General features: G+C 63.3%; 20 protein-coding genes and 1 pseudogene. 8 read left to right on the top strand and 13 right to left on the bottom strand.

Features of this window, described 5'->3' with window-relative positions:
• Positions 1-38: 38 nt before the first annotated feature.
• On the bottom strand, positions 39-1007 hold the full coding sequence (locus AAHK21_RS23160) for an ABC transporter substrate-binding protein (RefSeq protein ID WP_367858448.1): 969 nt from the start codon (positions 1005-1007) through the stop codon (positions 39-41).
• 102 nt (positions 1008-1109) lie between these two features.
• On the opposite strand from AAHK21_RS23160, the gene AAHK21_RS23155 reads away from it, so the two are divergent.
• The gene (locus AAHK21_RS23155; protein WP_023629001.1) at positions 1110-2024 is read left to right on the top strand and encodes a LysR family transcriptional regulator; all 915 of its coding nucleotides are present in this window, start codon (positions 1110-1112) and stop codon (positions 2022-2024) included.
• 230 nt (positions 2025-2254) lie between these two features.
• Here AAHK21_RS23155 and AAHK21_RS23150 read toward each other — a convergent pair whose 3' ends face one another.
• The 3 genes from AAHK21_RS23150 to AAHK21_RS23140 form a co-directional block, all read right to left on the bottom strand.
• Positions 2255-3655, bottom strand: a complete 1401-nt coding sequence (locus AAHK21_RS23150; RefSeq protein ID WP_367858447.1) for an MATE family efflux transporter — start codon at positions 3653-3655, stop codon at positions 2255-2257.
• Between the two features lie 233 nt (positions 3656-3888).
• Complete coding sequence (locus AAHK21_RS23145) at positions 3889-5034, bottom strand: AAA family ATPase (protein ID WP_367858446.1); 1146 nt, start codon at positions 5032-5034, stop codon at positions 3889-3891.
• 14 nt (positions 5035-5048) lie between these two features.
• Positions 5049-5909: an RNA ligase family protein gene (locus AAHK21_RS23140; protein ID WP_367858445.1), complete on the bottom strand. Its 861-nt coding sequence runs from the start codon at positions 5907-5909 to the stop codon at positions 5049-5051.
• Between the two features lie 298 nt (positions 5910-6207).
• Here AAHK21_RS23140 and AAHK21_RS23135 point away from each other — a divergent pair, with 298 nt between their 5' ends.
• Positions 6208-6426, top strand: a complete 219-nt coding sequence (locus AAHK21_RS23135; RefSeq protein ID WP_023630431.1) for a hypothetical protein — start codon at positions 6208-6210, stop codon at positions 6424-6426.
• A 38-nt stretch (positions 6427-6464) separates the two neighbouring features.
• On the opposite strand, the gene AAHK21_RS23130 is transcribed toward AAHK21_RS23135, so the two are convergent.
• Complete coding sequence (locus AAHK21_RS23130; protein WP_367858444.1) at positions 6465-6920, bottom strand: PACE efflux transporter; 456 nt, start codon at positions 6918-6920, stop codon at positions 6465-6467.
• 116 nt (positions 6921-7036) lie between these two features.
• Between AAHK21_RS23130 and AAHK21_RS23125 the strand changes: the two genes are divergently transcribed.
• Entirely contained in the window at positions 7037-7939 is a 903-nt protein-coding gene (locus AAHK21_RS23125; RefSeq protein ID WP_367858443.1) for a LysR substrate-binding domain-containing protein, read from the top strand.
• A gap of 71 nt (positions 7940-8010) precedes the next feature.
• On the opposite strand, the gene AAHK21_RS23120 is transcribed toward AAHK21_RS23125, so the two are convergent.
• Positions 8011-8391: a termination factor Rho gene (locus AAHK21_RS23120; protein WP_367858442.1), complete on the bottom strand. Its 381-nt coding sequence runs from the start codon at positions 8389-8391 to the stop codon at positions 8011-8013.
• Between the two features lie 194 nt (positions 8392-8585).
• Here AAHK21_RS23120 and AAHK21_RS23115 point away from each other — a divergent pair.
• A pseudogene (locus tag AAHK21_RS23115) lies at positions 8586-8861 on the top strand (short chain dehydrogenase); the annotation flags it as partial.
• Between the two features lie 238 nt (positions 8862-9099).
• On the opposite strand, the gene AAHK21_RS23110 reads toward AAHK21_RS23115, so the two are convergent.
• The gene (locus AAHK21_RS23110; RefSeq protein ID WP_367858441.1) at positions 9100-9288 is read right to left on the bottom strand and encodes a hypothetical protein; all 189 of its coding nucleotides are present in this window, start codon (positions 9286-9288) and stop codon (positions 9100-9102) included.
• Positions 9289-9583: 295 nt separating this feature from the next.
• Between AAHK21_RS23110 and AAHK21_RS23105 the strand changes: the two genes are divergently transcribed.
• From AAHK21_RS23105 to AAHK21_RS23095, 3 genes are all read left to right on the top strand, one after another.
• Positions 9584-10684, top strand: coding sequence for a mechanosensitive ion channel family protein (locus tag AAHK21_RS23105; RefSeq protein WP_038706149.1), 1101 nt, complete (start codon positions 9584-9586; stop codon positions 10682-10684).
• 240 nt (positions 10685-10924) lie between these two features.
• Complete coding sequence (locus AAHK21_RS23100) at positions 10925-11518, top strand: hypothetical protein (RefSeq protein ID WP_367858440.1); 594 nt, start codon at positions 10925-10927, stop codon at positions 11516-11518.
• A gap of 250 nt (positions 11519-11768) precedes the next feature.
• A complete protein-coding gene (locus AAHK21_RS23095) occupies positions 11769-12704 on the top strand; it encodes a cyclase family protein (protein ID WP_367858439.1) in 936 nt (311 codons plus the stop codon).
• A gap of 72 nt (positions 12705-12776) precedes the next feature.
• On the opposite strand, the gene AAHK21_RS23090 is transcribed toward AAHK21_RS23095, so the two are convergent.
• From AAHK21_RS23090 to AAHK21_RS23075, 4 genes are all read right to left on the bottom strand, one after another.
• Complete coding sequence (locus AAHK21_RS23090; RefSeq protein ID WP_367858438.1) at positions 12777-14432, bottom strand: MFS transporter; 1656 nt, start codon at positions 14430-14432, stop codon at positions 12777-12779.
• A complete protein-coding gene (locus AAHK21_RS23085; protein WP_367858437.1) occupies positions 14429-15499 on the bottom strand; it encodes an HlyD family secretion protein in 1071 nt (356 codons plus the stop codon). The genes AAHK21_RS23090 and AAHK21_RS23085 overlap by 4 nt, the downstream gene beginning before the upstream one ends.
• A gap of 66 nt (positions 15500-15565) precedes the next feature.
• Positions 15566-15994 carry a cupin domain-containing protein gene (locus AAHK21_RS23080; RefSeq protein ID WP_367858436.1) on the bottom strand — a complete coding sequence of 143 codons (429 nt, stop codon included), beginning with the start codon at positions 15992-15994 and terminating at the stop codon, positions 15566-15568.
• A gap of 45 nt (positions 15995-16039) precedes the next feature.
• A complete protein-coding gene (locus AAHK21_RS23075; protein ID WP_367858435.1) occupies positions 16040-16783 on the bottom strand; it encodes an SDR family oxidoreductase in 744 nt (247 codons plus the stop codon).
• Between the two features lie 237 nt (positions 16784-17020).
• Between AAHK21_RS23075 and AAHK21_RS23070 the strand changes: the two genes are divergently transcribed.
• Positions 17021-18589: a winged helix-turn-helix domain-containing tetratricopeptide repeat protein gene (locus tag AAHK21_RS23070; RefSeq protein WP_367858434.1), complete on the top strand. Its 1569-nt coding sequence runs from the start codon at positions 17021-17023 to the stop codon at positions 18587-18589.
• Between the two features lie 210 nt (positions 18590-18799).
• On the opposite strand, the gene prpF is transcribed toward AAHK21_RS23070, so the two are convergent.
• On the bottom strand, positions 18800-19990 hold the full coding sequence (prpF, locus tag AAHK21_RS23065; RefSeq protein ID WP_367858433.1) for a 2-methylaconitate cis-trans isomerase PrpF: 1191 nt from the start codon (positions 19988-19990) through the stop codon (positions 18800-18802).
• A 164-nt stretch (positions 19991-20154) separates the two neighbouring features.
• Positions 20155-22743, bottom strand: coding sequence for a Fe/S-dependent 2-methylisocitrate dehydratase AcnD (gene acnD / locus AAHK21_RS23060; protein WP_367858432.1), 2589 nt, complete (start codon positions 22741-22743; stop codon positions 20155-20157).
• Between the last annotated feature and the right edge of the window lie 84 nt (positions 22744-22827).

Raw genomic sequence — 22827 nt, 5'->3', positions numbered from 1 at the left:
GTGGCATGCCCGGCAGGCGCCGGACCGGCCCACACCCTTCAGAGTGCCGCGTCTACCTTTTTGGCTGCGTCTTCGCTGACCCAGCTGTGCCAGACTTCGGGGTGCTCCTTGAGGAACGCCTTCGCCAGGTCCGCCGACTCGATGCGGTCCCTGGTCATGCGCGCCAGGTTCTGGTTCAGCAGATCGATCGGCAGGTTGACCTTTTCCAGCACCGCCACCAGTTCCGGCGCCTGCTCGTGGAAGGTCTTCGACACGCCCACCTTGATGGTCACGGATTTATCCACGCCTGGCTTCTCGTCCAGCTTGACCAGGTCGGCCTGGCCCATCAGCGGGGTTGGCGACCAGTAGTAGAAGAGGATCGGCTCGCCACGCTTGTAGCTCGAGAGCACGGCGGCATCCAGTGCCGGGCCGGTGCCCGGGCGGAAGTTGGTGTAGGTGTTTTCCAGGCCATAGCTCTTGAGCATCTGGCTGTTGTCCAGCTCGCAGGTCCAGCCGGCCGGGCAGTTGTAGAAGCGCCCCTTGTCCGGTTCTTCCGGGTCCTTGAATACCTGGGCGTATTGCCCCAGGTCGGCAATGCTCTTGAGGTTCGGTGCCTTGGCTTCGAGTTTGCGCTTGGCATCGCCTTCGATCACATAACGCGGCACGTACCAGCCTTCGACCGCGCCAACCACCGGCGAGCCGACACCGACGACCTTGCCGGCGGCCTGCGCCTTGTTCCAGACCTCGCTGCGCCCTACCCACTCCTCGGCGAACACCTGGATATCGTTGCTGCTCAGGGCGTTCTCCATGGAGATGGAGTTACCCGGCAGGCTGTCGGTGTCACAGCCGTAGCCATTTTTCAGCACGAACTGCATCACCTCAGTGAGCAGCATCCCGCTTTCCCAATTCAGACCGGCGAATTTCACCGGCTTGCCAGACTCGCACCAGCCGGCGGCCTGGCTGGCGCCAGCGCACGCCAAGAGCCCTATGGAAAATGTCGTGGACAGCAGAGCTTTTGTAATTGTCATTGTGACGCTCCCAAACAAGATGATCACTGCGCAGGAGAAATATTTCACAACGATAAAAAAGGATAAAATAATAAGTCCTGATGCATCACCACGGAAAAAACTATGAAGTTCACGCTCAGGCAGCTTCGCTACGCGCTCGCAGCAGCCAAGCACGGAAACCTGACCACTGCCGCCATGGAGCTTCATGTATCACAGCCTTCCATCTCGGCGGCCATCACCGAACTGGAGGAAGTGCTGGGCCAGGCAATCTTCATACGCCAGCGTGGCCTCGGCATATCGCTGACCCCCTTCGGTCGTACCGTCATGGTGCAAGCGCGTCGCGTGCTGGCAGAGGCCCAGACCTTTGCCGAGATCAATGCCGATGCAGGAGAGTGTGTCGGGGAACTGGTGGTGGGCTGTTTTGAAGATCTGGCGCCCTATTGCCTGCCTCAGATCGTGCGACGGATGCAGCAGTCCTGCCCAAGGGTCACGGTCGATATGCGCGATGGCAGCTTCGATTATGTGGGCAAGCGGCTCAGCGAGGGCGCGATAGAGCTGGCCATCACCTATGACCTGGGTTTACCGCCAAACACTCAATGCACCCAGCTGTGTCAGCTGACCGCCCAGGTGCTGCTGTCGGCCGATCACCCGTTGGCCAAGGCGCCGCGCGTCAGCCTAAAAGCGCTGGCCGAATACACCCTGGTCGTCACCGATCAGGTCCACAGTTGGCAGCATGTGCTGGATCTGTTCAGCTTCTACGACATTTCACCCGCTGTTGTGCACCGTGTGCGCACTTTTGAGTTGCAGCGCAGCCTCGTCGCCAATGGCTTTGGCGTGGCGCTGATTTATACCCGGCCATTTGGTGACCATAGTTACGATGGCCAAGCGCTGGTGTGTCGGCCGACTCAGGAGAAACTGCCAACCCATAGCATCGTACTGGCGCATGACCAGCGCTACCCGCTGACGCCTTCGGCCGAGGCGTTCAAGGAGCTGGCGGTGGCATGGTTCGCCGAGCGACCGTCGTTTGCATCCGAGTGAACAACAGCTGGGGCGCATGTCACAGGAGGACGGCTGATACTCAGCTGAGGAGTGTCTTCATTGGGTCGGAAGCTGCCATTCAGTGCAGACGAAAAAGCTTCAAGATCAAGCCTGACGCCTTCTCACCGTCTGCTTCGTATAGGTTACACAATGCAGCCTGATCGGCGAGTTTGTGCAGGTTAAAGTGGTTGTAGAACGCTTGGCCTAGTCGCTGATGCTCGCATTCAGGTTCACAAAGCGTTCTCGCTAGCTGAATGAGACTCCAGGTGAAGACGGTTTTCGGCCCCCCGAATGGCTTTGGCGATTCGCCAGAAGTAAATTAAGCCAATCAAAAGTTCGAACACCGAACCAATAACCCAGCAGGTTATTAGCGACGACGGGGCGTCACGATTGCTCATGGCGACGCAATAGATCAACGGAATGCTCATGCACCACATCAGCGTCAGGCGCACGACCAGTGAAAATCGGGCCATGCCAATACTCTCCAGGACGGCGGCCCCGGTCATCGAGAAGACAAAAGCGGTGGAGAATGTCCACAGCACGCGTTGTGTATCGATAGCCAGGGCCATGGTCTGCGCGTTTTGTCCCAGATCACCAAACGCCCTGAGCAAGACTTGCGGCACAGTGATTTGAACGGTGGAAACCAGCAGGACGTAGAGCAGTTCAATGATCACCGTGACCCGCAGGATCATTGCCAACTCGGTGTAGCGCCCCTTGCCCACTGCAGTGGCACACAGAATGCTGCAACCAATGCCTAAACCAATGATTGGGATGATGCCTAGGTAATTCACGGTTAGGTTGACGTTGTTTGCCGCTAGTGCACTGGCGCCCAGTACCGCCACAATCCAGATGAACGCAGTGTTTCCAAGCTGATCCACTCCGGCGGATAGGCCACCGGGAACACCTCTACGCAACCGGAAAAACAGCTGCGGCACTAGGTGCTCGCTGCGGGCAATGAAGATGTTCATCACCTCAAGCCAGACTTCTCGAGGCAGCATTACGGCATAGCATGCCAGCATGGACAGCGTGCCGATCAATGTACCGACAGCGGCCCCAGTCATGCCCATTTCGGGCAGCCCGAACTTGCCGAAGACCAGGCCGACAGTGAAGATCGAGTCGACTACTTGACCGATGATTCCCACTATAAGTGTTTCGCGGGTGCGACCAACACCGTTGAAAAACGAGGACAGCGCCGTGTCGATCGTCATTACGCCACCGAAGAGCGCCGCCCAGAGCATGTACCGCGACTCCAGGTTGACAATCTGCGCTGGTCGAGAGCTGAGCTGTGGAATCATCGCGATCAGCGGGGCTGCGATGAACAGCAGGGCACCACAGGCCATACCAAGGAGCAGCCCCAGTGCAGCTTCACGCGAGGCTGCACTGAGCCCTGATCGACCATGCGCCTGCGCAATAAAGGAACGTGCCACCCCCACGGTGCTACAGAAAAACGCGATGATCGCCATGCTTGTGAATACCGCTGGACCAGACGCGGCCAGCGTATCTTGGGAGTAGTGCACCAGGCATAGTCTGTCGACCAGCATCATCAGTAAATTGCCGACCATCGTTCCCATCAACGGAAACGAGACAGTGAAGATTCTTTTCGCCACTCCTGAGTCAAACCAGTGCCGCATATTCACATTCCTTTGTTTAGCAACTACCGCGAGGGCACTTAGTCAGCGCTACGCCAGTGTTAAATAATACCTGACCGATATACCCCGCCTGTGGCGGTTTTCCCACTAGAGCGGACAAGCTGCCAACTGATCGCTTTTCGCCGTTAAGACAACTCCGAACAAGCCCGTCAGATCGAAAAGGCGCACTAAAGTCAGAAGAGTGAGAAACTTGTCAATATTCTTCTGATCGATGCTCACCCCGTCACCACCTCATACCTCACCCGATGCGCCTCAGTCGGCAGCGGTACCTCCCACTTGAACATCATCCGCCGTATATCGTCATTGCGCAGCGACGTATCGCGGCGCTGGTTACGCCGCATGATCTCGTCCTCCGGCCGCTCCAGATAGACGATCTCCACCTGCGCCCCATAGCCGTACAGCAAGTCCAGCGTCCGGCTGCGCATCTGCGCCGACAGGTGCGTCGAGTTCCATACGAAGGGCCTGCGCTCGCGCAACAGCGCCTTGGCCCGGTCGATGGCGTAGTGCGCGGCCGCGCCTTCGTTCTGGCCGTGGCGCAGGCCCAGGGCCTGGCGTGCGTCGTCGAACGACACCACCGGCAGGTCTGGGTGGTGTCGGGCGGTCCAGGTGTCCTTGCCGCTGGCCGGCAGGCCGGAGAGCATCACCACCTGGGAGCCCTGGGGTTCGTGCAGCGCATAGTCCGGATGCACGCGGGTGCCACGCAGGTACTGAATACGCGTGTAGTCGTCGGCGAACGGCCGTGGGCCGTACAAACACCCCTCCTCTGCGGCCAGTTCGCGCCACAGTTCGATGGCGGTCAGCACATCGGCCTTGCCGGCATAGTGGCGGCCCTGCATGTCGGCCTCAGCCACCGCGCAGAGCATCCACACCGGCAGTTCCCAGGACAGCTTGTGCAGCAGAAACTCCGCGCTGCGTCCGCTGCGGTCGCCCTGCAAGGCGAAGAACGGCAATTGATGCACAGTGATGATCCGGCAGATCTGTTCGCGCAGCGCGAACGGCACGCCGGCGCGCCACAGCAGCAGGCGCGCATCCACCGCGCCTCGGCGCGAGTGGCCGGGTTGGCCGATGCGCCCGGTCTGCGGGTCGATTACCGTGGTGTCGGGCTTGGCAATGTCATGCAGCAGGGCTGCAAAGAACAGCACGAAGCGCTGCTCGGCGCTGGCGTCGCGGTAGGCGCTCTGCGCCAGCAACGCCTCGACCACCAGGCGGGTATGGACCCACACATCGCCCTCGGCGTGATAGGTCGGATCCTGCGGGGTGTCGGCCAGGCGTGCCAGGGCCGGGATGGCCGCCAGGCAGGCGGCGCTGTCCATGTCGTGCCCGGGGTCGGGCACCAGTTGTTGCAGTTGGCGAATATCCATTTCGGGAAGCTCCTTCAGTAGCCGCGGCGATCGCCGTGCCAGTCCAGGGACAAGCGCGGTGCGTAGAGATCGACGCCTGCGGCCAGTTGATTGGGTATGAACGGTTGGTTGGCATGGTGCTGGTCGGCGTCGAGGATGGCCTGGACGAAGTCCTGGCGCACCCACTTGAGCCGGCCCAGGGTCTGGCGCTCGTCTTCGAGCTTCAGGTACAGCCCCTCCATGCGGCTCGAGCGGTCGCATTGGCGCCAGGCGCGGGCCAGGTCGAGGCCTTCGCGGCGTACCACCTGCTCGAACACTTCGCGCCAACGCACGGTCTTGGCCAGCGAGTCCCCGAGCAACGCCATCAGCTCGGCGTAGCGGCGCGGTGCCGGGCCTTCGTACAGCACCGGTACCGACAGCACCGGGCCGTCCGCGAGCAGCTGTCGGCGCGCCGCGGTGGACAGGAACTGGCCTGTGGCGCGGTCCCACACGTCGAACTCGCAGAAGTAGTGCGGCAGATGGTCGTAGAACACCGAGTGCTTCTTGTGCAGCCACTCGCCATACAGCACGAAGCGGTCTTCAAGACGCTCGAGCAACCAGTGTTCGTGGGCCACGGCCCACTGCTTGAACAGGTTGAACTGGCGCTCGCGGCCGCCGCCGCTGAGGTAATGGCCACGCGATTGCAGGCGTAGCTCGCCACCGTTGGTAAAGCTGATGCCGGCGTTGGCGCCGTCAAGTTTCTCTTCCACTACCAGCCATTGGCCGACCAGCGAGCCATAGGCCACCTGGCCGGCATCGCTGTCGCCGTCCTGCAGGCGCGAGCCTTGCAGATGCGCTGTGCGGGGGTATTTGAGCAGTTCGAGGGAATGTGCGTCGGCACGAAAATCCATGTTCATGGGTTTCTCCTTGGAAATAGGGAAAAACCGACGACAGGATCAGGCAGGTACGAGGATGAAGCGCCGCCGCGCACAAGCACGGGCAGCCATCAGGCACGATGGACCGTCGTCGGTATCAGGCGTGTTTGATGGCGCAGGGCACTGGCTTCACCACTTTGGCAAAAGGTTGCGGGGATTCGAGGGCGCATATTCAACAGCAGGTATCGGTCGCGGGTCAAGCCCTCGATAGCAGCAATGTGATAGCATCTGCGCGCCCCTGGAGGGGCAATCTTTTGATATCCCGCAAGGAATACGCTTCGTGAAAGACTTCGTCATCAGCGTCAACAACATCGTCCTCTACGTCTCCCTGGCCGTTATCTGGCTGTTCGCCCTCATCACCCTGTTCACCGGCGGATTCCTGCCAGCCCTGGGTGTGTTCGTGGTCGGCAGCCTCGGCTGGTGCATCGTTTCCGGCTTCTGGTTCGTCCAGTCGGCCACCTACGAAGAGCTGCGCAAGCTCAACGCCAGCAAGGACTGACGCATCCGGGCGGCTCGGCACCTCGCCTCGCAGCCGCCCTACCCTCGCCCCGCACAAGCCTCGGCCGATACCTCGCCCTGCGCCGAGACAGGCACATCGAACACGCGGTCGAACGCCCACTGAAACACCAGCGCATAAAAGAAGAAGAACACGAACAGCCCCAGGTCGGTCACCAGCGCCGCCCACCAGGAAATCTGCAGCCACCAGGCCACCAGTGGCACCAGCAACAGCACCAACCCACCTTCGAACCCCGCCGAGTGCAGCAAGCGCCTGCCGAGGGTGCGGGCACGCTTCGGCTGACGGCGCTCCCAAAACTCGAACAGATAGTTGTACACCACGTTCCAGGCCAGCGCGCTGGCGGACAGCATCAACGACAGCGCGCCGGCATGCGCCAAACCGTTGTCGTAGACCAGGGCGATGGCCGGTGACAGCACAGCGACGGCGATCGCCTCGTAAAGAACGGCCTGGACGATCTTGCGGGCGGGACCTTGCATGACAGTGCACCTGTGGGCGGTGAAAGCGGATGCCGCCACGTTAGCGCTCGGTGAACGCCACGAAAAATGAGATAAATTGAGCCGGCATCAATCCAATTCATCCCACGAGGTGGTCGGTGTTCTCTTCGCTTCCGCTCAACGCGCTGCGCAGCTTCGAGGCCGCGGCGCGCCTCACCAGCTTCAAGGCCGCGGCCGAGGAGCTCTCGGTCACGCCGGCGGCCATTTCCCACCAGGTGAAGGTGCTGGAGACCCGGCTTGGCACTTTGCTGTTCGAGCGCAGCGCGCAGGGCGTGAGACTCACCGAGCAAGGCGAGCGGCTCTATCGCCAGGTCCATGGCGCACTCCTGGATATCAGTCGTAGCCTGGAGCACTTCCTGCCCGGCACTGCATCACAGTCCCTGACCCTGTCCACTACGCCCGGGCTGGCCGCCGCCTGGCTGATTCCGAGGTTGGGCGATTTCTACCGTGCTTTCGAGGCGTTCAACCTGCGCATCGACACCGGCAACGAACTGGTCGACCTGCTGCGCGATTCCAGCATCGACCTGGCGATTCGAGCCGTCAGCCACACCGACCCGAAGCTGTTCAACCTGCCGCTGATGGAGGAGCGTTTCGCGGTCTATGCCGCGCCTGCGGTGCTCGCCGCCATGGCGGTTGAACAGCTCCAGTTGATCGACCTGCGCTGGCAGGTCCCGCAAGGCTGTTCGATTAGCTGGCAGCTTTGGTGTGAGGCGGCGGGCTGCCAAGACTGGCTGGAGCGTGCACGCATGCGCGAATTCGATGACGAGCATTTTGCCTTGAGTGCCGCCGTCGCCGGCCAGGGCTTGGTGCTCGCGAGCAATGTACTGGTGGCCGATAGCGTGCAACGTGGCGAACTGGCGGCCTTCCGGCCCGACGTCAGCCTGCCGGGGCCGCGCTACATGGCGGTCTGCGTACCGGGCCGGGAACGGCAGCCACACATGAAGGCGCTGCTGGCCTGGCTGGCCGAAGTGGCCGCAGCGACGATAACGGATGCGCGTTGAGTGACGCCGGTGGATCAGGCATGGCTGCCCTTCTCCAAGCCCGGAACCGTCACTGGCCGGTAAGCGCCGCATCAGCCTTTCCTGCGCAACGCCTCGACCAGTTGCGCCTTGGTCATGCGCGAACGCCCCTTGATATCCTTGCTGCGCGCCTCTTTCATCAGGCTTTCCTTGGTCTGCGTCTCCAGTGACGCACCTGACTCACGCGCATGGCCCTGACGTGTTTTCGCCGCCCGCTTGGCCGAGTCGGAGCGTGCGGTCTTCTTTTCGCTCGACGAAGTCTTGCTGCCCGACCCACCGGCCTTGTCGCCGCCGCCGGACTGTTTGTTGACGGTGGCCCAGGCGCGGGACTCGGCCTCGTCCTTGGACAGGCCCTTGTGCTCGTAGCTTTGCTCGATGTGTTCGGCCTTGCGCTTCTGTTTCTCGGTGTACTTGTCTTTGTCTCCACGGGGCATGTCGCTCACTCCTGAATGGGTTTGGCTGAACGGTTGAAGCCACTGCCGCTAGCGAAGTGCGATTGACAGGACGAGTGGTCGGTCACCGCAAGGCAATGCCACTGGTGATCTGCGCCTGAACTTTCGCGCGCTCCCTGGCTTCCCCTGCATAGACCCGTCACCACAGCGTGCAGGAGATCCAACCCATGAGCGCTTTGATCGATCCCGCCACCGGTATGAAGCCGGGAGAACGCTATGCCGTGGAAAACCTCGAGCGGGTGCATCCGTTCACCGGCTTCTTCCTCGACGGCAAGTACTATCTGGGGCCGGAAATGCTGACCGCCGTGGGGTGGCTGGAGGGTCGGCGATTCATCTATGACAACCTCGATGCCACGGGCGAGCCCGTGTTCGCGGATCGCTTCGCCGGCGAGATCAAGGACCTGGTGTTGACCTTGGTCGATGGCACTCCCCTGCAAGTGGCGCGCCTTGAACATTGGCCTCCCGGCGAGGATGCCGGTGAGGTTGAGCCGTACGGGCAGCGGCCATCGACACCTGAACCTCCAGCCTTCGCAGTGGCGCAGGGGCGGCGTTTGGTGGCTGGGGTCGAGCGCCTGCAACGCCACCCCGCAGCCATCCTGGCAAGCGCCCTGGCCTTGGGATTTCTGGCGGGGTGGGTGCTGGCGGCACTTGAACGCAGGCGTCGGTAAGCGCACCAGGCGCAAGTGCGCCCTACCCCGGTCTGCGCCTGTCGCTGACAGCCATCTCAGGTTTGAAGATCAGCGTAAAGCTGCCGGTCAGGCGCGCTCGCAATTCCTTGGGCATGGTGTATCCGAAATGGATCAGCCATGCGCCGTCACCCAGCAGAAAGGTATCGCCCCGATACCGCTTGACCTCGGTTTCGCTGATGCCGATTTCCATTGCCACTTCCAGATCGGTAGGGGTGGTCACCATTTTACAAAGGCCTCGGGCAAAATTTTTATTGGAAGGTAAACAGCGCGTGTTCGACTTGAATAAGGGCGCTTTACCCCCCGGGCGTTCAGGCCAAGTCGCAAGTGTCGGACGAATGGCAGCTGCTGTAACGCGGTGGAGCGCTGGCAGGGTCAAGACGTTCCATAAACCCGGCCGTGAAAATCCGATCGACCTCTGGCCGCACCTCGACGTCCCATGAAAGGACGCTGCACATCAACGAGGGCAACCAGGAGGCGAGCCACTCATGAATGACCGCATCATTGAACTGTTCACCGATACCACGCTGTTCGGTATCTCCATCCTCAACCTGCTGCTGGCGTTGGGCGTCGCCACCCTGACTTTTGTCGCGGCACGGGCGGCGATCAGCTTCGTGCAACGTCGGGTACGGCGCTGGTCGGAACACGACGGCGCGTTCAGCCAGGTGCTGGCCAAGGTGCTCGACGGCACCAGCAATGCCTTGCTGCTGCTGGCCTCGCTGCTGGTGGGCCTGGGCATGCTCGATTTGCCCGAGCGCTGGCTGGCGCGGGTAGGCAGCCTGTGGTTCGTGGTGGCAGCGCTGCAGATCGGCCTGTGGGCCAACCGCGCCATCGCCCTGGGCCTGCGCCGCTATTTCGCCCGGCACGGCGGCGACGGGCTGAACCAGGGCAGCGCGCTGGCCACGCTGTCCGCCTGGGGCGCGCGGGTGCTGCTGTGGTCGGTGGTGGTGCTGGCCATGCTGTCCAACCTGGGGGTGAACATCACCGCCTTCGTCGCCAGCCTCGGGGTGGGTGGCATCGCCGTGGCGCTGGCGGTGCAGAACATCCTCGGCGACCTGTTCGCCTCGCTGTCGATCGCCGTGGACAAACCCTTCGAGGTGGGCGACTTCATCGTCGTCGGCCCCCTGGCCGGCACCGTGGAGCATGTCGGGCTGAAGACCACGCGCATCCGCAGCCTGGGCGGCGAACAGATCGTCATGGCCAATGCCAGCATGATCAGCAGCACCATCCAGAACTACAAGCGCCTGCAGGAGCGACGCATCGTGTTCGAGTTCGGCTTGTCCTATGACACCCCCACCGATGCCGTGAAAAAGGCGCCCGGCATCATCGAGGAGGCGATCAAGGCACAGGGCCAGGCGCGCTTCGACCGCGCCCACCTGCGTGGCTTCGGCAAGGAGGCGCTGGAGTTCGAGTGCGTGTATATCGTCAAGGACCCCGGCTACAACCTGTACATGGATATCCAGCAGGCCATCAATTTCCACCTGCTTGAGCGGTTCTCCAGGATCGGCGCCAAGTTTGCCGTGCCAGTGCGTGCGATCAAGGTTACCGCGTTACCCCAGGAAGACATGCTGCGCTTCAAAGAGGCCTGAATGCGGTTGGCTGGTGATCAGCGCCATAGCGTCATCAGGGCGCCTCGTGCGCCGGTCACCGAATCCTGCCCAAGCTTCTACATGGCGTCGTACGTCTCCTGCGCAAACGCCAAGCTGCCAGCAATACTCAGCCCCCAGGAACACAACCCTTTGAGACAACCAGATGCACAGAGCTCCGCCTTTACTTACAATTGTGGTCATACCTCCGACCACCCAGAAACCAGATAAACAGAACTGATAATGGAATATACGTTCGCGGCGCTCTCCGAGCATTTTCGTCAAGATGATCCAGATATGTTGCTCGCCCCGCTGGCAAATCTGTCAGATGCTGATGCGAAAACCCTTATAGAAGAATTGGTTCGCCAAGACCGGGGGCTCGAGAACCAGTGCCTAGGCATCCTGAGCTATTTAAGGCCGAAGCTGCATTGCCTGATTGATATCTGGACCGGGGGAAACTACTCGGACATTCGTGAGGGGCAGGACAACGATACTCTGGACGAAGAAACTCGACGGATCATCAGTGATTTCTTTACGCATTGGGATCTTCTACCTCTGCCAGATCGAGACTTTATCCATTATTCCAAAGACGATATCTGGAACCGGCTCGAGATCGGCGACAGCATGGCGCTAACGAGTTTCATGAGCTGCTCCCCTCATGACTGGTCACATCTTAGCAATGGCCCAGCTCGGCTCCGTTTTCGACCAACTTCACGAGCACGGTATCTTGGAACACTCACCAATGAGAGCGGAGAGCGGGAGGTGCTGATTCGGCCAGGTTCAGAATTTGTAGTAGAAGCCATCCATCAAGAGATAGTCCACCTGCGCGAGGCCTGACCGGTCTCTCCAGGCGTGCAGCGTATGATGGTTCAGGTTTTTCGAAGCGAAAGGCACTCATGACATCGCACCGCTAGGGCATCTGGGTAACTGATCCATGTAAAACACGGTTGCAAGCCAGCGCGCTGCTTGAAGGCAGCGCTCCTTTGACTTGCACGCAAAACTCCTTGTCCCCTTCACCACTGTTTCCCTTTCCCAGCGCCACCCACAATCCGCCCCTGACACCATTCCCCGTTCAGGAGCCCACAAATTGCGCTATCTCAACCCCCTACTACTCAGCTTGGCCTTGGCCACCATCACCCAAACCACCCTGGCCGCCGATTGGCAATCCTCCCCCTACGGCCCAAACGACGAAATCGGCGCCGCCAACCTCCTCACTCCCGAGGTGGTCAAGCAAGCCATCAGCCTGGTGAAAACCGGCAAGACCTACCCCCTCGCCGTCCCCGTCAGCAAGGATCTGCCCGCCTTCCGCCACCGCAGCTTCCACCTCTACAACATCCAGCCCGGTGAACAGGCCGGCCAGACCCTGGGCAAGAACAAGTTCAGCTTCAACGATGAACTGGTCAACGGCTGGACCGGCGTCGGTACCCAGCTCAACGGCATCGGCCATATCGGTATCGACAACGTCTACTACAACGGCAACAAGGCCGCCGACTTCGTCACCGTCGAAGGCGTGACCAAGCTTGGTGTAGAGAAAGTGCCGCCGATGGTCACCCGTGGCGTGGTGCTGGACATGACCGCGTACTACGGCAAGGCCGTCGTGCCGGGCGGTACGTCGTTCACCATCAACGACATCAAGACGGTGTTGAAGCGACAAGGCATCACCCTGCGCAAGGGCGACGTGGTGCTGTTCAACACCGGCTGGCTGGAACTGATCGGCAAGGACAACCAGCAGTTCCTCGCCACCGAACCGGGCATTGACCTGCCGGCGGCCGAGTGGCTGGCCGACCAGGGCATCGTCGCCTTCGGCGGTGACACCTGGGCCTCGGAGGTCTACCCGAACCCCACCGGCGAAGAGTTTCCGGTCAACCAATACATGCTGGCCAAACGCGGCATCTACAACCTGGAACTGATCGATACCCGGGCGCTGGTGCGCGACAAGGCCTTCGAGTTCCTGTTCGTACTAGGCCAGCCGCTGTACAAGGGGTCGACCCAGGTCAATATCAACCCGGTGGCCATCCACTGAGTGCGAGCCGTCGCACGTATCGAGGCCAAGAACAGCGCAGTCGAACGGGAGCTGGCGCAATGGCGGGAACTGTCACTGTCCACTGACTTCGCTTCGTAAGTTGTGGTGGTCGCGCTGGACCTGAACCGGATACTTCGCTTCAGGTCCACTGGCATGACGCGCAAGCAGAACCTTGATGCACACCAGCAAAGGCGCCGCGACAGCGAACAGCAGTACCACGGCAGTGAACGCCACATCGAAGGCGATTACCGCCGACTGCCCGGACACGGCGCGCCCCAGCAGCGCCAGCGAAGCCCGGCCGGCCGCGAGGGTATCCAGCCCCCTGCCCTGCAGCATGGCAACCGTGCTGCCGAGCCGCTCGATGACCGTGGCGGCGCCGGCCGTGACGTGGGCGCTCAGCACTGCCGCATTGTGCGCCAACTGCTGGTCGATGAGCGTCTGCAAGCCGGCGACGCCCATCAGCCCGCCCAGTTGGCGCCCGACGTTGAACAGACCGATCCCGCTGGCGAGGTTTTCAGGCGTCAGCTTGCCGAAGGCGATCAGGGTGATGGAAAGGAACAGAAAACCCAGGCCCAGCCCGCGCAACAGCACGCCGGCCATCATGTCCGGCGCGCCACTTTCACTGGTCGAACCCGAGAGCATCCACATCGCCCCCATGATCATCAGGATGCCGAAGGGCACCGTGGCGAACGGCGCCACGCCACGGGCCTGGATGAGATAGGCCGCCAACAGCAGCGCGCTGATGAAACACACGCCACTGGGCAACAGCAGCAAGCCGGCGTCGGTGGGCGTGAAGGCCAGCACTGACAGGGCAAATGCCGGGATCAGGTAGGCACTGCCGAACAACGCCGCCCCTGCGACGAAACTGACGATGAACGCAAAGGTGAAGTCGCGGCAGCGGAACAGGCTGAAGTCGAGCAGGCCCTGGCGGTTGCTCAACAACTGATGACCGAGCAACAGCAGCAATGCCGCGACTCCGACTGCCGTGGCCCCGAGGATGTGCGGTTCTGCGAACCAGTCCCAGCGGCTGCCCTGGCTCAGCACGTAGGTAAGGCAGCCGAGGCTGGAGAACGCCAACAGCATGCCCACGGCGTCGGACCTTGGGGCGGCCGGCAGCGCGACGTTCGGCACGCCCGCTACCAGGAGCACGCCTGTCGCGGCCAGGGCCAAGGGCAAGACGCTGAAGAAAATCCAGGTCCATGACTGGCTGTCGATCAGCCAACCTTGCAAGGCTGGCGTCAGGGTGGCGGGCGCAACCACCGCGCCCATGGCGAAAAGCGCCTGAAGTACAGGCTGCTGGCCACGTGAGCAGACGAGAAAGATCAAGGCCTGCCCGCCCACCAGTAGCACGCCGCCGGCAAGCCCCTGGAGCACGCGAAGCACGGTAAGCAGGTCAAGGCTGGCGGTGAAGGCCGACACACCGCACGCCAGCCCCATGACCAAGGTCGCGACGATGATCACGTTGCGTGGCTGGATACGCGCCAGAAACCAGGCCGCACTCATGAAGCCGATGAGCTTGCAGGCGGTGTAGCCGGCATCCAGCCAGGCGAATTCGTCCGGCGTGGCATGGGTATCGCCCAGCATGTCGTTGCGGCCAAGTGCCAGGACGCTGCTGGCGACGGCCTCGGTCAGCGCGGCCAGGACGATCCCGATGATCAGCAGCAGCCCCTGCAGCGATCGGCCTTCGATCGATGCGGCGTTCTGGACGCCAGGGCCGCGAGCGCTCACGAGCCGCCTCCGGTTTCAACCTCGACCCGCGCCGACAGCCCCGGCACGATGCGCCCCGGCAGCGGGTTGTGCAGCAGGCGGATTTTCACCGGTACGCGCTGCACTACCCGGACGAAATTGCCCGTTGCGTTGTCCGCTGGCAGCAGGCTGAACGCTGCGCCGCTGCCTGGCGCGAAGCTGTCGACCACGCCTTCGAGCGCGCCGTCCGGATAACCGTCAATCGTCACCAGCGCCCGCTGCCCCGGTTGAATCTGCGCAACCTGGGTTTCCTTGAAGTTCGCCACCACCCACACATCCTCTACGGGGACAAGGTCAAGCAGTGCCCCGCCCGGGGTAACGAAACGCCCGACGCGCACCTGGCGGTTGCCGACGACACCCGATACCGGCGCGCGCACCACCGTGTGTTCCAGTTCGAGCCTGGCCAGGTCGCGTGCGGCCTGGGCCTGGGCGATCGTCGCCAGGGCCGACTCACGCTGGGCCATCAGCACGGCAATGCGTTGCTGCTGGGCCTCGAGCGTGGCCGACGCGGCCGCTACCGTTGCCTGGGCGCTGCTGCGTGCAGCAGCGGTCTGGTCGACCACCGACTGGCTGACCGCGCTGAACACGATCAGCTTGCGGCTGCGTTCGTGGGTCTTGTTGGCCAGGCCACGCTGCGCGAGCGCCGACTGCACGCTGGCCTCTGCCTCGCGGATCTGCGCGCGTTGCAGCTGGGTCTGGGCCTCGACATTGGTCAGGCTCGCCTCGGCCGCCTTGAGGTTGGCCTCGGCCTGCGCGAGCTGCGCCCGATAGTCGCGGTCGTCAATCCGAAACAGTACCTCCCCCGCCTGCACGCGTTGATTGTCCTCGACCTCGACCGCCACGACATAACCCGCCACCTTGGCGGCCAGCGAGGTGACATCGCCGCGCACATAGGCATTGTCGGTGTACGTCGCACTGCTCGAGCGGGCAATGGCCCACCCTGCGGCCAGCACCGCCAGGGCGACGATGCACAGGACGATGCCAATGCGCTTTCTATTGTCGGGCCTGGTGCTGTCGCCCGTGGCGACAGGCTCCTCGAGGGTGTTCATTATCCGGATTCCTGTGCGGTGCCCCGGCAGCGAGCCAGCCACCGGGGCCATCGGTCGTGACGTCGGTTACTTGGCGCTGGGGGTCACCAGCACGGTCTCGGTGGTGTCCAGCACGAACACCGCCATCAACCGGGCAGGCTTGGTGTCACTGGCATTGGCACTGACGGCGTGGAACGCGCCGGGTGCCTCGTACCAGTTCTCGCCTACCTTATAGGTTCTTTCCGGCTCGCCGTTGACGCTGCTGCGTATCTCTCCTTCGAGCACGGTTGCGTAGATGAAGGCGGACTTCGGATGCCGGTGGGAGGGTGATGACGCCCCTGGGGCGTAGTCGACGATCACGCCGCGCATGCTCTTGCCGGGGACATTCGGCAATGGCTTGTCGAACACGACAGTGACCTTGCTGGCCGGGCGCTCGTCGGCCAACGCCGGGTTGATGGCTGCAGCGGTAAGTGACAGTGCCGCGACTACCACGGCGCCGAGGATTCGACTGGACATGATGAACTCCTGGTGAAGGTTGTTTGAGGTGGAAACAGCTGTCTTTCAGGAACGCGCTAGCCAGTCCTCGAAGCGGGTCTTGCCCAGGCGCGCCGCGCTACCCGGTGTCAGCGACTGGTCATCGAGCTCGGCGCCGAAATAGCGGGCATGCACGTCAGCGACGACTGTGCGCGCATCGCCGGTCAGGCGCAGGAAGCGTCGGACCAGCTCGTCAAGGGGCATGGCCTCTGGGCCGGCCACCTCGACGGTGTCGTTGGCCGGCGCCGCCAGTACCACCTCGAGCAGCGCCGCCGCCACGTCAGCCGAGGCCATCGGCTGGATCAGTGCCGGCGACAGGCGCACCTCGTCAGCCACCGTGGCCGCCTGGGCGATGCCGCCGACGAACTCGAAGAACTGCGTGGCCCGTACCAGGGTGTAGGGGATGCTTGAGGCCTTGATAATCGCCTCCTGGGCGACCTTGGCGCGGAAGTAGCCGTTTTCCGGCAGGCGCTCGCAACCGACGATCGACAACGCGACATGGTGGCGAACCCCGGCCGCCGCCTCGGCGGCCAGCAGGTTGCGGGTCGATGTCTGGAAGAACTCCAGCACGGCCTGGTCTTCCCAGGACGGCGCGTTGGCGACATCGACGACCACCTCCGCACCGTCCATGGCCGCGGCGAGCCCTTCGCGGGTAATGCTGTCGACGCCTGTGCTGGGCGCCGCCGCCACGGCTTCATGGCCGCGCTCACTCAGGCTTTTGACGAGTTTCGAGCCGATAAGGCCGGTGCCTCCGATGACAACGATCTTCATGGGGTCTCTCCTGTTCTCGACCGCAACCATTGCCGTCGATGCAGGATCAAGATGCGCTCCGGGCCCTTGGGGAGTCTTTGCAGTGAGGCTGTATTTACCTTCAAGAAAGCTTGGTTTTGCGTCCAAGCCCGTGCGGACAGTGCAGGCCGTTTCGCGCTGCCGTATCATCGACGGCGACACTTATGAAGCAATCGCCTCGGACACGATGCCTAAGGCGCTCGGCCAGGGGACAAGACGTTGCAATTCGTGTTTGAAGACTACGTGCTCGATCAACAGCGCCGGGAGCTGGCCCTGCGCGGCCAGGTGGTGACCATCGGCCCGCAGGTCTTCGATCTGTTGTTGCTGCTGGTGAGCCAGCGTGACCGGGTGATCAGTAAGGACGAGTTGCTGCAGAAGGTCTGGAGCGGACGGGTAGTCTCCGAGTCGACGGTCACCAGCCATATCAATGCCGTGCGCAAGGCCATCGGCGACTCTGGCGAGGCCCAGCGCCTGCTGCGCACGGTCGCCCGCAAGGGCTATCGCTTCGTCGGTGAAGCCCGGGAAGTACCTGGCCTCGAACAACCCGCCACTGAGCCCGCCGAGCAGACAGCCGAGCAAAACCTCAGCCTGCCGGACAAACCGTCCATCACCGTCCTGCCCTTCCACAACCTGAGTGGCGACCCCGAGCAGGACTACTTTGCCGATGGCATCGTCGAAGACATCATCGTTGCCCTGTCGCGCATCCGTTGGCTGTTCGTCATCGCCCGCAACTCCAGTTTTACCTTCAAGCACCGCCCAGTCGACATCATTGAGGTGGGGCGCACCCTGGGAGTGCGCTATGTGCTCGAAGGCAGCGTGCGCAAAGTGGCGAACAGAGTCCGTATCACCGGCCAGTTGATCGACGCCACCAGCGGTACGCATATCTGGGCGGAACGCTTCGAAGGCCTGCTCGACGATATCTTCGAACTCCAGGACCAGGTTGCCGAAAGCGTGGTCGGGGCGATCGCGCCACAGCTCGAGCGCGCCGAGATAGAGCGGGCCAAGCGCAAGCCCACCGACAGCCTGTGCGCCTATGACTACTACCTGCGCGGCACCGCGAAGCTGCACATCGGCACGCGCGAGGCTGTGGAGCAGGCATTGGCGCTGTTCTACACCGCCATCGAGCTGGACCCGGACTTCGCCTCGGCCTACGGCATGGCTGCCTGGTGTCATTTCTGGCGCAAGCTCAACGGCTGGATGGCCGATCGCCCGCGTGAGATTGCCGAAGGCGCGCGGCTGGCCAGGCTGGCAGTCGAGCTCGGCCGCGACGACGCCGTTGCCCTGACTCGCGGCGGCCATGCGCTGGGCCACCTGGCCAGGGACCTCGATCAAGGTATCGCCCTGCTCGACCGCGCCCGTCTGCTCAACCCCAACCTGGCACCGGCCTGGTTCCTTGGCGGGATCCTGCGCGCGCTGCGCGGCGAGGCCGAGGTGGCCATCGCCAACCTGGAGCACGCGGCACGCCTGAGCCCCCTGGATCCGGAAATGTTCCGGATGCACGTGGGCATGGCCCTGGCCCACTTTTTTGCCGGGCGCTTCGACTGCGCCTTGGGCTGGGCTGAAAAGGCCTTGGGCAATCTGTCCAGCCTGCTCGCCGCTACCGTGCTGGTCGCGGCCAGCCAGGCGCACCTGGGGCGGGAGGACGAGGCCAGACAGGCCATGACCAGGCTGCGTGAGCTGGACCCGAATCTGCGGGTCTCGCAACTCAGGGACTGGCTGCCGATCTATCGGGATGAAGATCTTGCCCTGCTGGCTGAGGGACTGCGTCGGGCAGGGTTGCCGGAGTAGGTGCCGATACCGGATCAAGCGCTTGCCGGGCCACCGTCTGATGACTGTCGTTAGCGTCACTGGGGCTGCTACGCAGCCCATCGCCGGCAAGCCGGCTCCCACAAGTACAGCGCAGGCCTCACTGATTGCGCGGTCCCTGTGGGAGCCGGCTTGCCGGCGATGGGCCGCAAAGCGGCCCCGTTCAACGAATGCCGAGCACTACTGATGCCTTTAGAAGCTATCACCGGGCACGCGCACCCAGCCCTCCATCAGCACCCGAGCGCTTCGGCTCATGATTGCCTTGGTCACGGTCCATTGCCCGTCCACCTGACGCGCCTCGGCTCCGACCCGCAGTGTCCCGGACGGATGGCCGAAACGCACGGCACTGCGTTCTCCGCCACCGGCAGCCAGGTTGACCAGCGTCCCGGGAATCGCCGCGGCGGTACCGATGGCCACCGCTGCGGTGCCCATCATCGCGTGGTGCAGCTTGCCCATCGACAGTGCACGCACCAGCAAGTCGATCTCTTCGGCAGGCACCGCTTTGCCACTGGAGGCAGTGTAGGTGCTCGGCGCCGCGACGAACGCCACTTTCGGCGTGTGCTGGCGCCCGGCGGCCTGGTCGATATGTTCGATCAGCCCCATGCGCACGGCGCCATGGGCACGGATGGTCTCGAAACGCTGCAATGCGGCGGCATCGCCGTTGATGGCGTCCTGCAACTCGCTACCGGTATAGCCGATATCGGCGGCATTGACGAAGATGGTCGGGATACCGGCATTGATCAGGGTCGCCTTGAAGGTACCGACGCCCGGCACCTCGAGGTCGTCGACCAGGTTGCCGGTGGGGAACATCGCCCCGCCCCCGCCATCCTCGTCGGCGGCCGGGTCGAGGAACTCCAACTGCACCTCGGCGGCCGGGAAGGTCACGCCATCGAGTTCGAAATCGCCGGTTTCCTGCACCTCGCCCTCGGTGACCGGCACATGGGCGATGATGGTCTTGCCAATGTTGGCCTGCCAGATCCGCACGGTAGCGATGCCATTGCGTGGAATGCGACTCGCATCGACCAGCCCGCCGCTGATGGCGAACGAGCCGACCGCGGCGGACAGGTTGCCGCAGTTGCCGCTCCAGTCGACGAAGGCCTTGTCGATCGAGACCTGGCCGAACAGGTAGTCGACGTCGTGGTCGGCCTTGAGGCTTTTCGACAGGATCACCGTCTTGCTGGTACTGGAGGTGGCGCCACCCATGCCGTCGATCTGCTTGCCGTACGGATCGGGGCTGCCGATCACCCGCAGCAGCAGGGCGTCGCGGGCCGGGCCTGGGACCTGCGCGCGCTCGGGCAAGTCTTGCAGGCGAAAGAACACGCCTTTGCTGGTACCGCCACGGATGTAGGTGGCGGGGATTTTTACCTGTGGTGCATGTGCCATTGCCGTGCTTCCTGATTTTTTCATTGCTACGCAAAGACTGGGGCTGCTGCGCAGCCCATTCGCCGCGGTTCGTCGTCACGACAAGCCGGCTCCCACATGAGCATGCCGCACCTACTGTGGGAGCCGGCTTGCCGGCGAAAGGGCCGCTCAGCGGCCCCGCTTATTCAGGCCGTGCCTTCCAGGAAGTCCTGGGCAAAGCGCTGCAACACCCCACCCGCCTCATAGATCGACACCTCTTCGGCGGTATCCAGGCGGCAGGTGACCGGCACCTCGACGCGCTCGCCGTTGCGCCGCGTGACCACCAGGGTCAGCGTCGCCCGCGGCTTGCGCTCGCCCAGCACGTCATAGGTCTCGCCGCCGTCCAGGCCCAGGGTGTTGCGGTCGGTGCCCGCCTTGAACTCCAGCGGCAGCACGCCCATGCCTACCAGGTTGGTACGGTGGATGCGCTCGAAGCCTTCGGCGACGATCGCCTCGACGCCAGCCAGACGCACGCCCTTGGCCGCCCAGTCACGGGACGACCCCTGGCCGTAGTCGGCACCGGCGACGATGATCAGCGGCTGCTTGCGCTGCATGTAGGTCTCGATGGCCTCCCACATGCGGGTCACCTTGCCTTCCGGCTCGATGCGCGCCAGCGAACCCTGCTTCACGCTGCCATCGTCCTTGCGCACCATCTCGTTGAACAGCTTGGGGTTGGCGAAGGTGGCGCGCTGCGCGGTCAGGTGGTCGCCACGGTGGGTGGCGTAGGAGTTGAAGTCTTCCTCCGGCAGGCCCATCTTCGCCAGGTATTCACCGGCGGCGCTATCGAGCAGGATGGCGTTGGACGGCGACAGGTGGTCGGTGGTGATGTTGTCCGGCAGCACCGCCAGCGGGCGCATGCCGCGCAGGGTACGCTCACCGGCCAGGGCGCCTTCCCAGTACGGCGGGCGGCGGATGTAGGTGCTCATCGGACGCCAGTCGTACAGCGGCGCGACCTTCGGCCCTTTGTCTTCCTCGATGGCGAACATCGGGATGTACACCTGGCGGAACTGCTCGGGCTTGACCGAGGCACGCACCACGGCGTCGATCTCTTCATCGCTCGGCCAGATGTCCTTGAGGCGGATTTCCTTGCCGTCGACCACGCCCAGCACGTCCTTCTCGATGTCGAAACGGATGGTACCGGCAATGGCGTAGGCCACCACCAGCGGCGGCGACGCGAGGAACGCCTGCTTGGCGTAGGGGTGGATACGCCCGTCGAAGTTGCGGTTGCCCGACAGCACGGCGGTGGCGTACAGGTCGCGATCGATGATCTCCTGCTGGATCACCGGGTCGAGCGCGCCGGACATGCCGTTGCAGGTGGTGCAGGCGAAGGCGACGATGCCGAAGCCCAATTGCTCCAGCTCCTGTTCCAGGCCTGCTTCCTTAAGGTACAGCTGCACGGCCTTGGAGCCCGGCGCCAGCGACGACTTGACCCACGGCTTGCGCACCAGGCCAAGCTTGTTGGCGTTGCGGGCGATAAGGCCAGCGGCGATCACGTTGCGCGGGTTGCTGGTGTTGGTGCAGCTGGTGATGGCGGCGATGATCACCGCGCCGTCCGGCATCTGCCCCGGTACTTCTTGCCATTGCCCGGCAATGCCCTTGGCCGCCAGGTCGCTGGTGGCCACGCGCGCGTGCGGGTTGGACGGGCCTGCCATGTTACGCACCACGCTCGACAGGTCGAAGCTCAGGGTGCGCTCATACTCGGCCTTGGCCAGGCTGTCGGCCCACAGGCCGGCGACCTTGGCGTAGGTTTCCACCAACTGCACCTGCTGGTCATCGCGGCCGGTCAGCTTGAGGTAGTCGATGGTCTGTTGGTCGATGGCGAACATCGCCGCGGTCGCGCCGTACTCCGGGGCCATGTTGGAGATGGTGGCACGGTCGCCCAGGGTCAGCGCGCTGGCGCCGGCACCGTGGAATTCGAGGTAGGCGCCGACCACTTTCTGCTTGCGCAGGAACTCGGTCAGGGCCAGCACCAGGTCGGTAGCGGTGATGTTTGGCGCCAGGCGGCCGGTCAGCTCGACGCCGACGATCTCCGGCAGGCGCATCCACGAGGCGCGGCCGAGCATGACGTTTTCGGCCTCCAGGCCACCGACACCGATGGCGATCACGCCCAGGGCGTCGACATGCGGCGTATGGCTGTCGGTGCCGACGCAAGTGTCGGGGTAGGCCAGGCCGCGGTCGTTGTGGATCACCGGCGACATCTTCTCCAGGTTGATCTGGTGCATGATGCCGTTGCCCGGCTGGATCACGTCGACGTTCTTGAACGCCTGTTTGGTCCAGTTGATGAAGTGGAAACGGTCTTCGTTGCGGCGGTCTTCGATGGCGCGGTTCTTGTCGAACGCCTGCGGGTCGAAGCCGCCGCATTCCACGGCCAGCGAATGGTCGACGATCAGTTGCACCGGCACCACCGGATTGACCGCGGCCGGGTCGCCGCCTTTGTCGGCGATGGCGTCACGCAGCCCGGCGAGGTCGACCAGGGCGGTCTGGCCAAGGATGTCGTGGCACACCACGCGGGCCGGGAACCAGGGGAAGTCGAGGTCGCGCTTGCGCTCGATCAGTTGCTCGAGCGATGCGTCGAGGGTGGCCGGATCGCAGCGACGCACCAGGTTTTCGGCCAGTACGCGGGAGGTATACGGTAGGCCGTCGTAAGCGCCGGTCTTGATCGCCTCGACCGCGGCACGGGCGTCGAAGTAGTCCAGGGCGGTGCCTGGCAGGTTCTTGCGGAATGCGGTGTTCATATCGTTATCGGGCTCACGGTATTCGGTTTGCAGGTCAGGCCTTGGGGGTGCTGCGCACCCCATCGCCGGCAAGCCGGCTCCCAC

Source organism: Pseudomonas sp. TE50-2 (assembly GCF_040813665.1).
Lineage (GTDB): Bacteria > Pseudomonadota > Gammaproteobacteria > Pseudomonadales > Pseudomonadaceae > Aquipseudomonas > Aquipseudomonas soli.
The sequence above is the reverse complement of the archived record's forward strand: the minus strand, read 5'-3'. Positions and strand labels throughout refer to the sequence as shown.

Excerpts from the sequence above, each read along its gene's own strand:
- AAHK21_RS23160 (WP_367858448.1), bottom strand. The coding sequence starts at position 1,007 with ATGACAATTACAAAAGCTCTGCTGTCCACGACATTTTCCATAGGGCTC.
- AAHK21_RS23155 (WP_023629001.1), top strand. The coding sequence starts at position 1,110 with ATGAAGTTCACGCTCAGGCAGCTTCGCTACGCGCTCGCAGCAGCCAAG.
- AAHK21_RS23150 (WP_367858447.1), bottom strand. The coding sequence starts at position 3,655 with ATGCGGCACTGGTTTGACTCAGGAGTGGCGAAAAGAATCTTCACTGTC.
- AAHK21_RS23145 (WP_367858446.1), bottom strand. The coding sequence starts at position 5,034 with ATGGATATTCGCCAACTGCAACAACTGGTGCCCGACCCCGGGCACGAC.
- AAHK21_RS23140 (WP_367858445.1), bottom strand. The coding sequence starts at position 5,909 with ATGAACATGGATTTTCGTGCCGACGCACATTCCCTCGAACTGCTCAAA.
- AAHK21_RS23130 (WP_367858444.1), bottom strand. The coding sequence starts at position 6,920 with ATGCAAGGTCCCGCCCGCAAGATCGTCCAGGCCGTTCTTTACGAGGCG.
- AAHK21_RS23120 (WP_367858442.1), bottom strand. The coding sequence starts at position 8,391 with ATGCCCCGTGGAGACAAAGACAAGTACACCGAGAAACAGAAGCGCAAG.
- AAHK21_RS23110 (WP_367858441.1), bottom strand. The coding sequence starts at position 9,288 with ATGGAAATCGGCATCAGCGAAACCGAGGTCAAGCGGTATCGGGGCGAT.
- AAHK21_RS23105 (WP_038706149.1), top strand. The coding sequence starts at position 9,584 with ATGAATGACCGCATCATTGAACTGTTCACCGATACCACGCTGTTCGGT.
- AAHK21_RS23100 (WP_367858440.1), top strand. The coding sequence starts at position 10,925 with ATGGAATATACGTTCGCGGCGCTCTCCGAGCATTTTCGTCAAGATGAT.
- AAHK21_RS23085 (WP_367858437.1), bottom strand. The coding sequence starts at position 15,499 with ATGAACACCCTCGAGGAGCCTGTCGCCACGGGCGACAGCACCAGGCCC.
- AAHK21_RS23080 (WP_367858436.1), bottom strand. The coding sequence starts at position 15,994 with ATGTCCAGTCGAATCCTCGGCGCCGTGGTAGTCGCGGCACTGTCACTT.
- AAHK21_RS23075 (WP_367858435.1), bottom strand. The coding sequence starts at position 16,783 with ATGAAGATCGTTGTCATCGGAGGCACCGGCCTTATCGGCTCGAAACTC.
- prpF (WP_367858433.1), bottom strand. The coding sequence starts at position 19,990 with ATGGCACATGCACCACAGGTAAAAATCCCCGCCACCTACATCCGTGGC.
- acnD (WP_367858432.1), bottom strand. The coding sequence starts at position 22,743 with ATGAACACCGCATTCCGCAAGAACCTGCCAGGCACCGCCCTGGACTAC.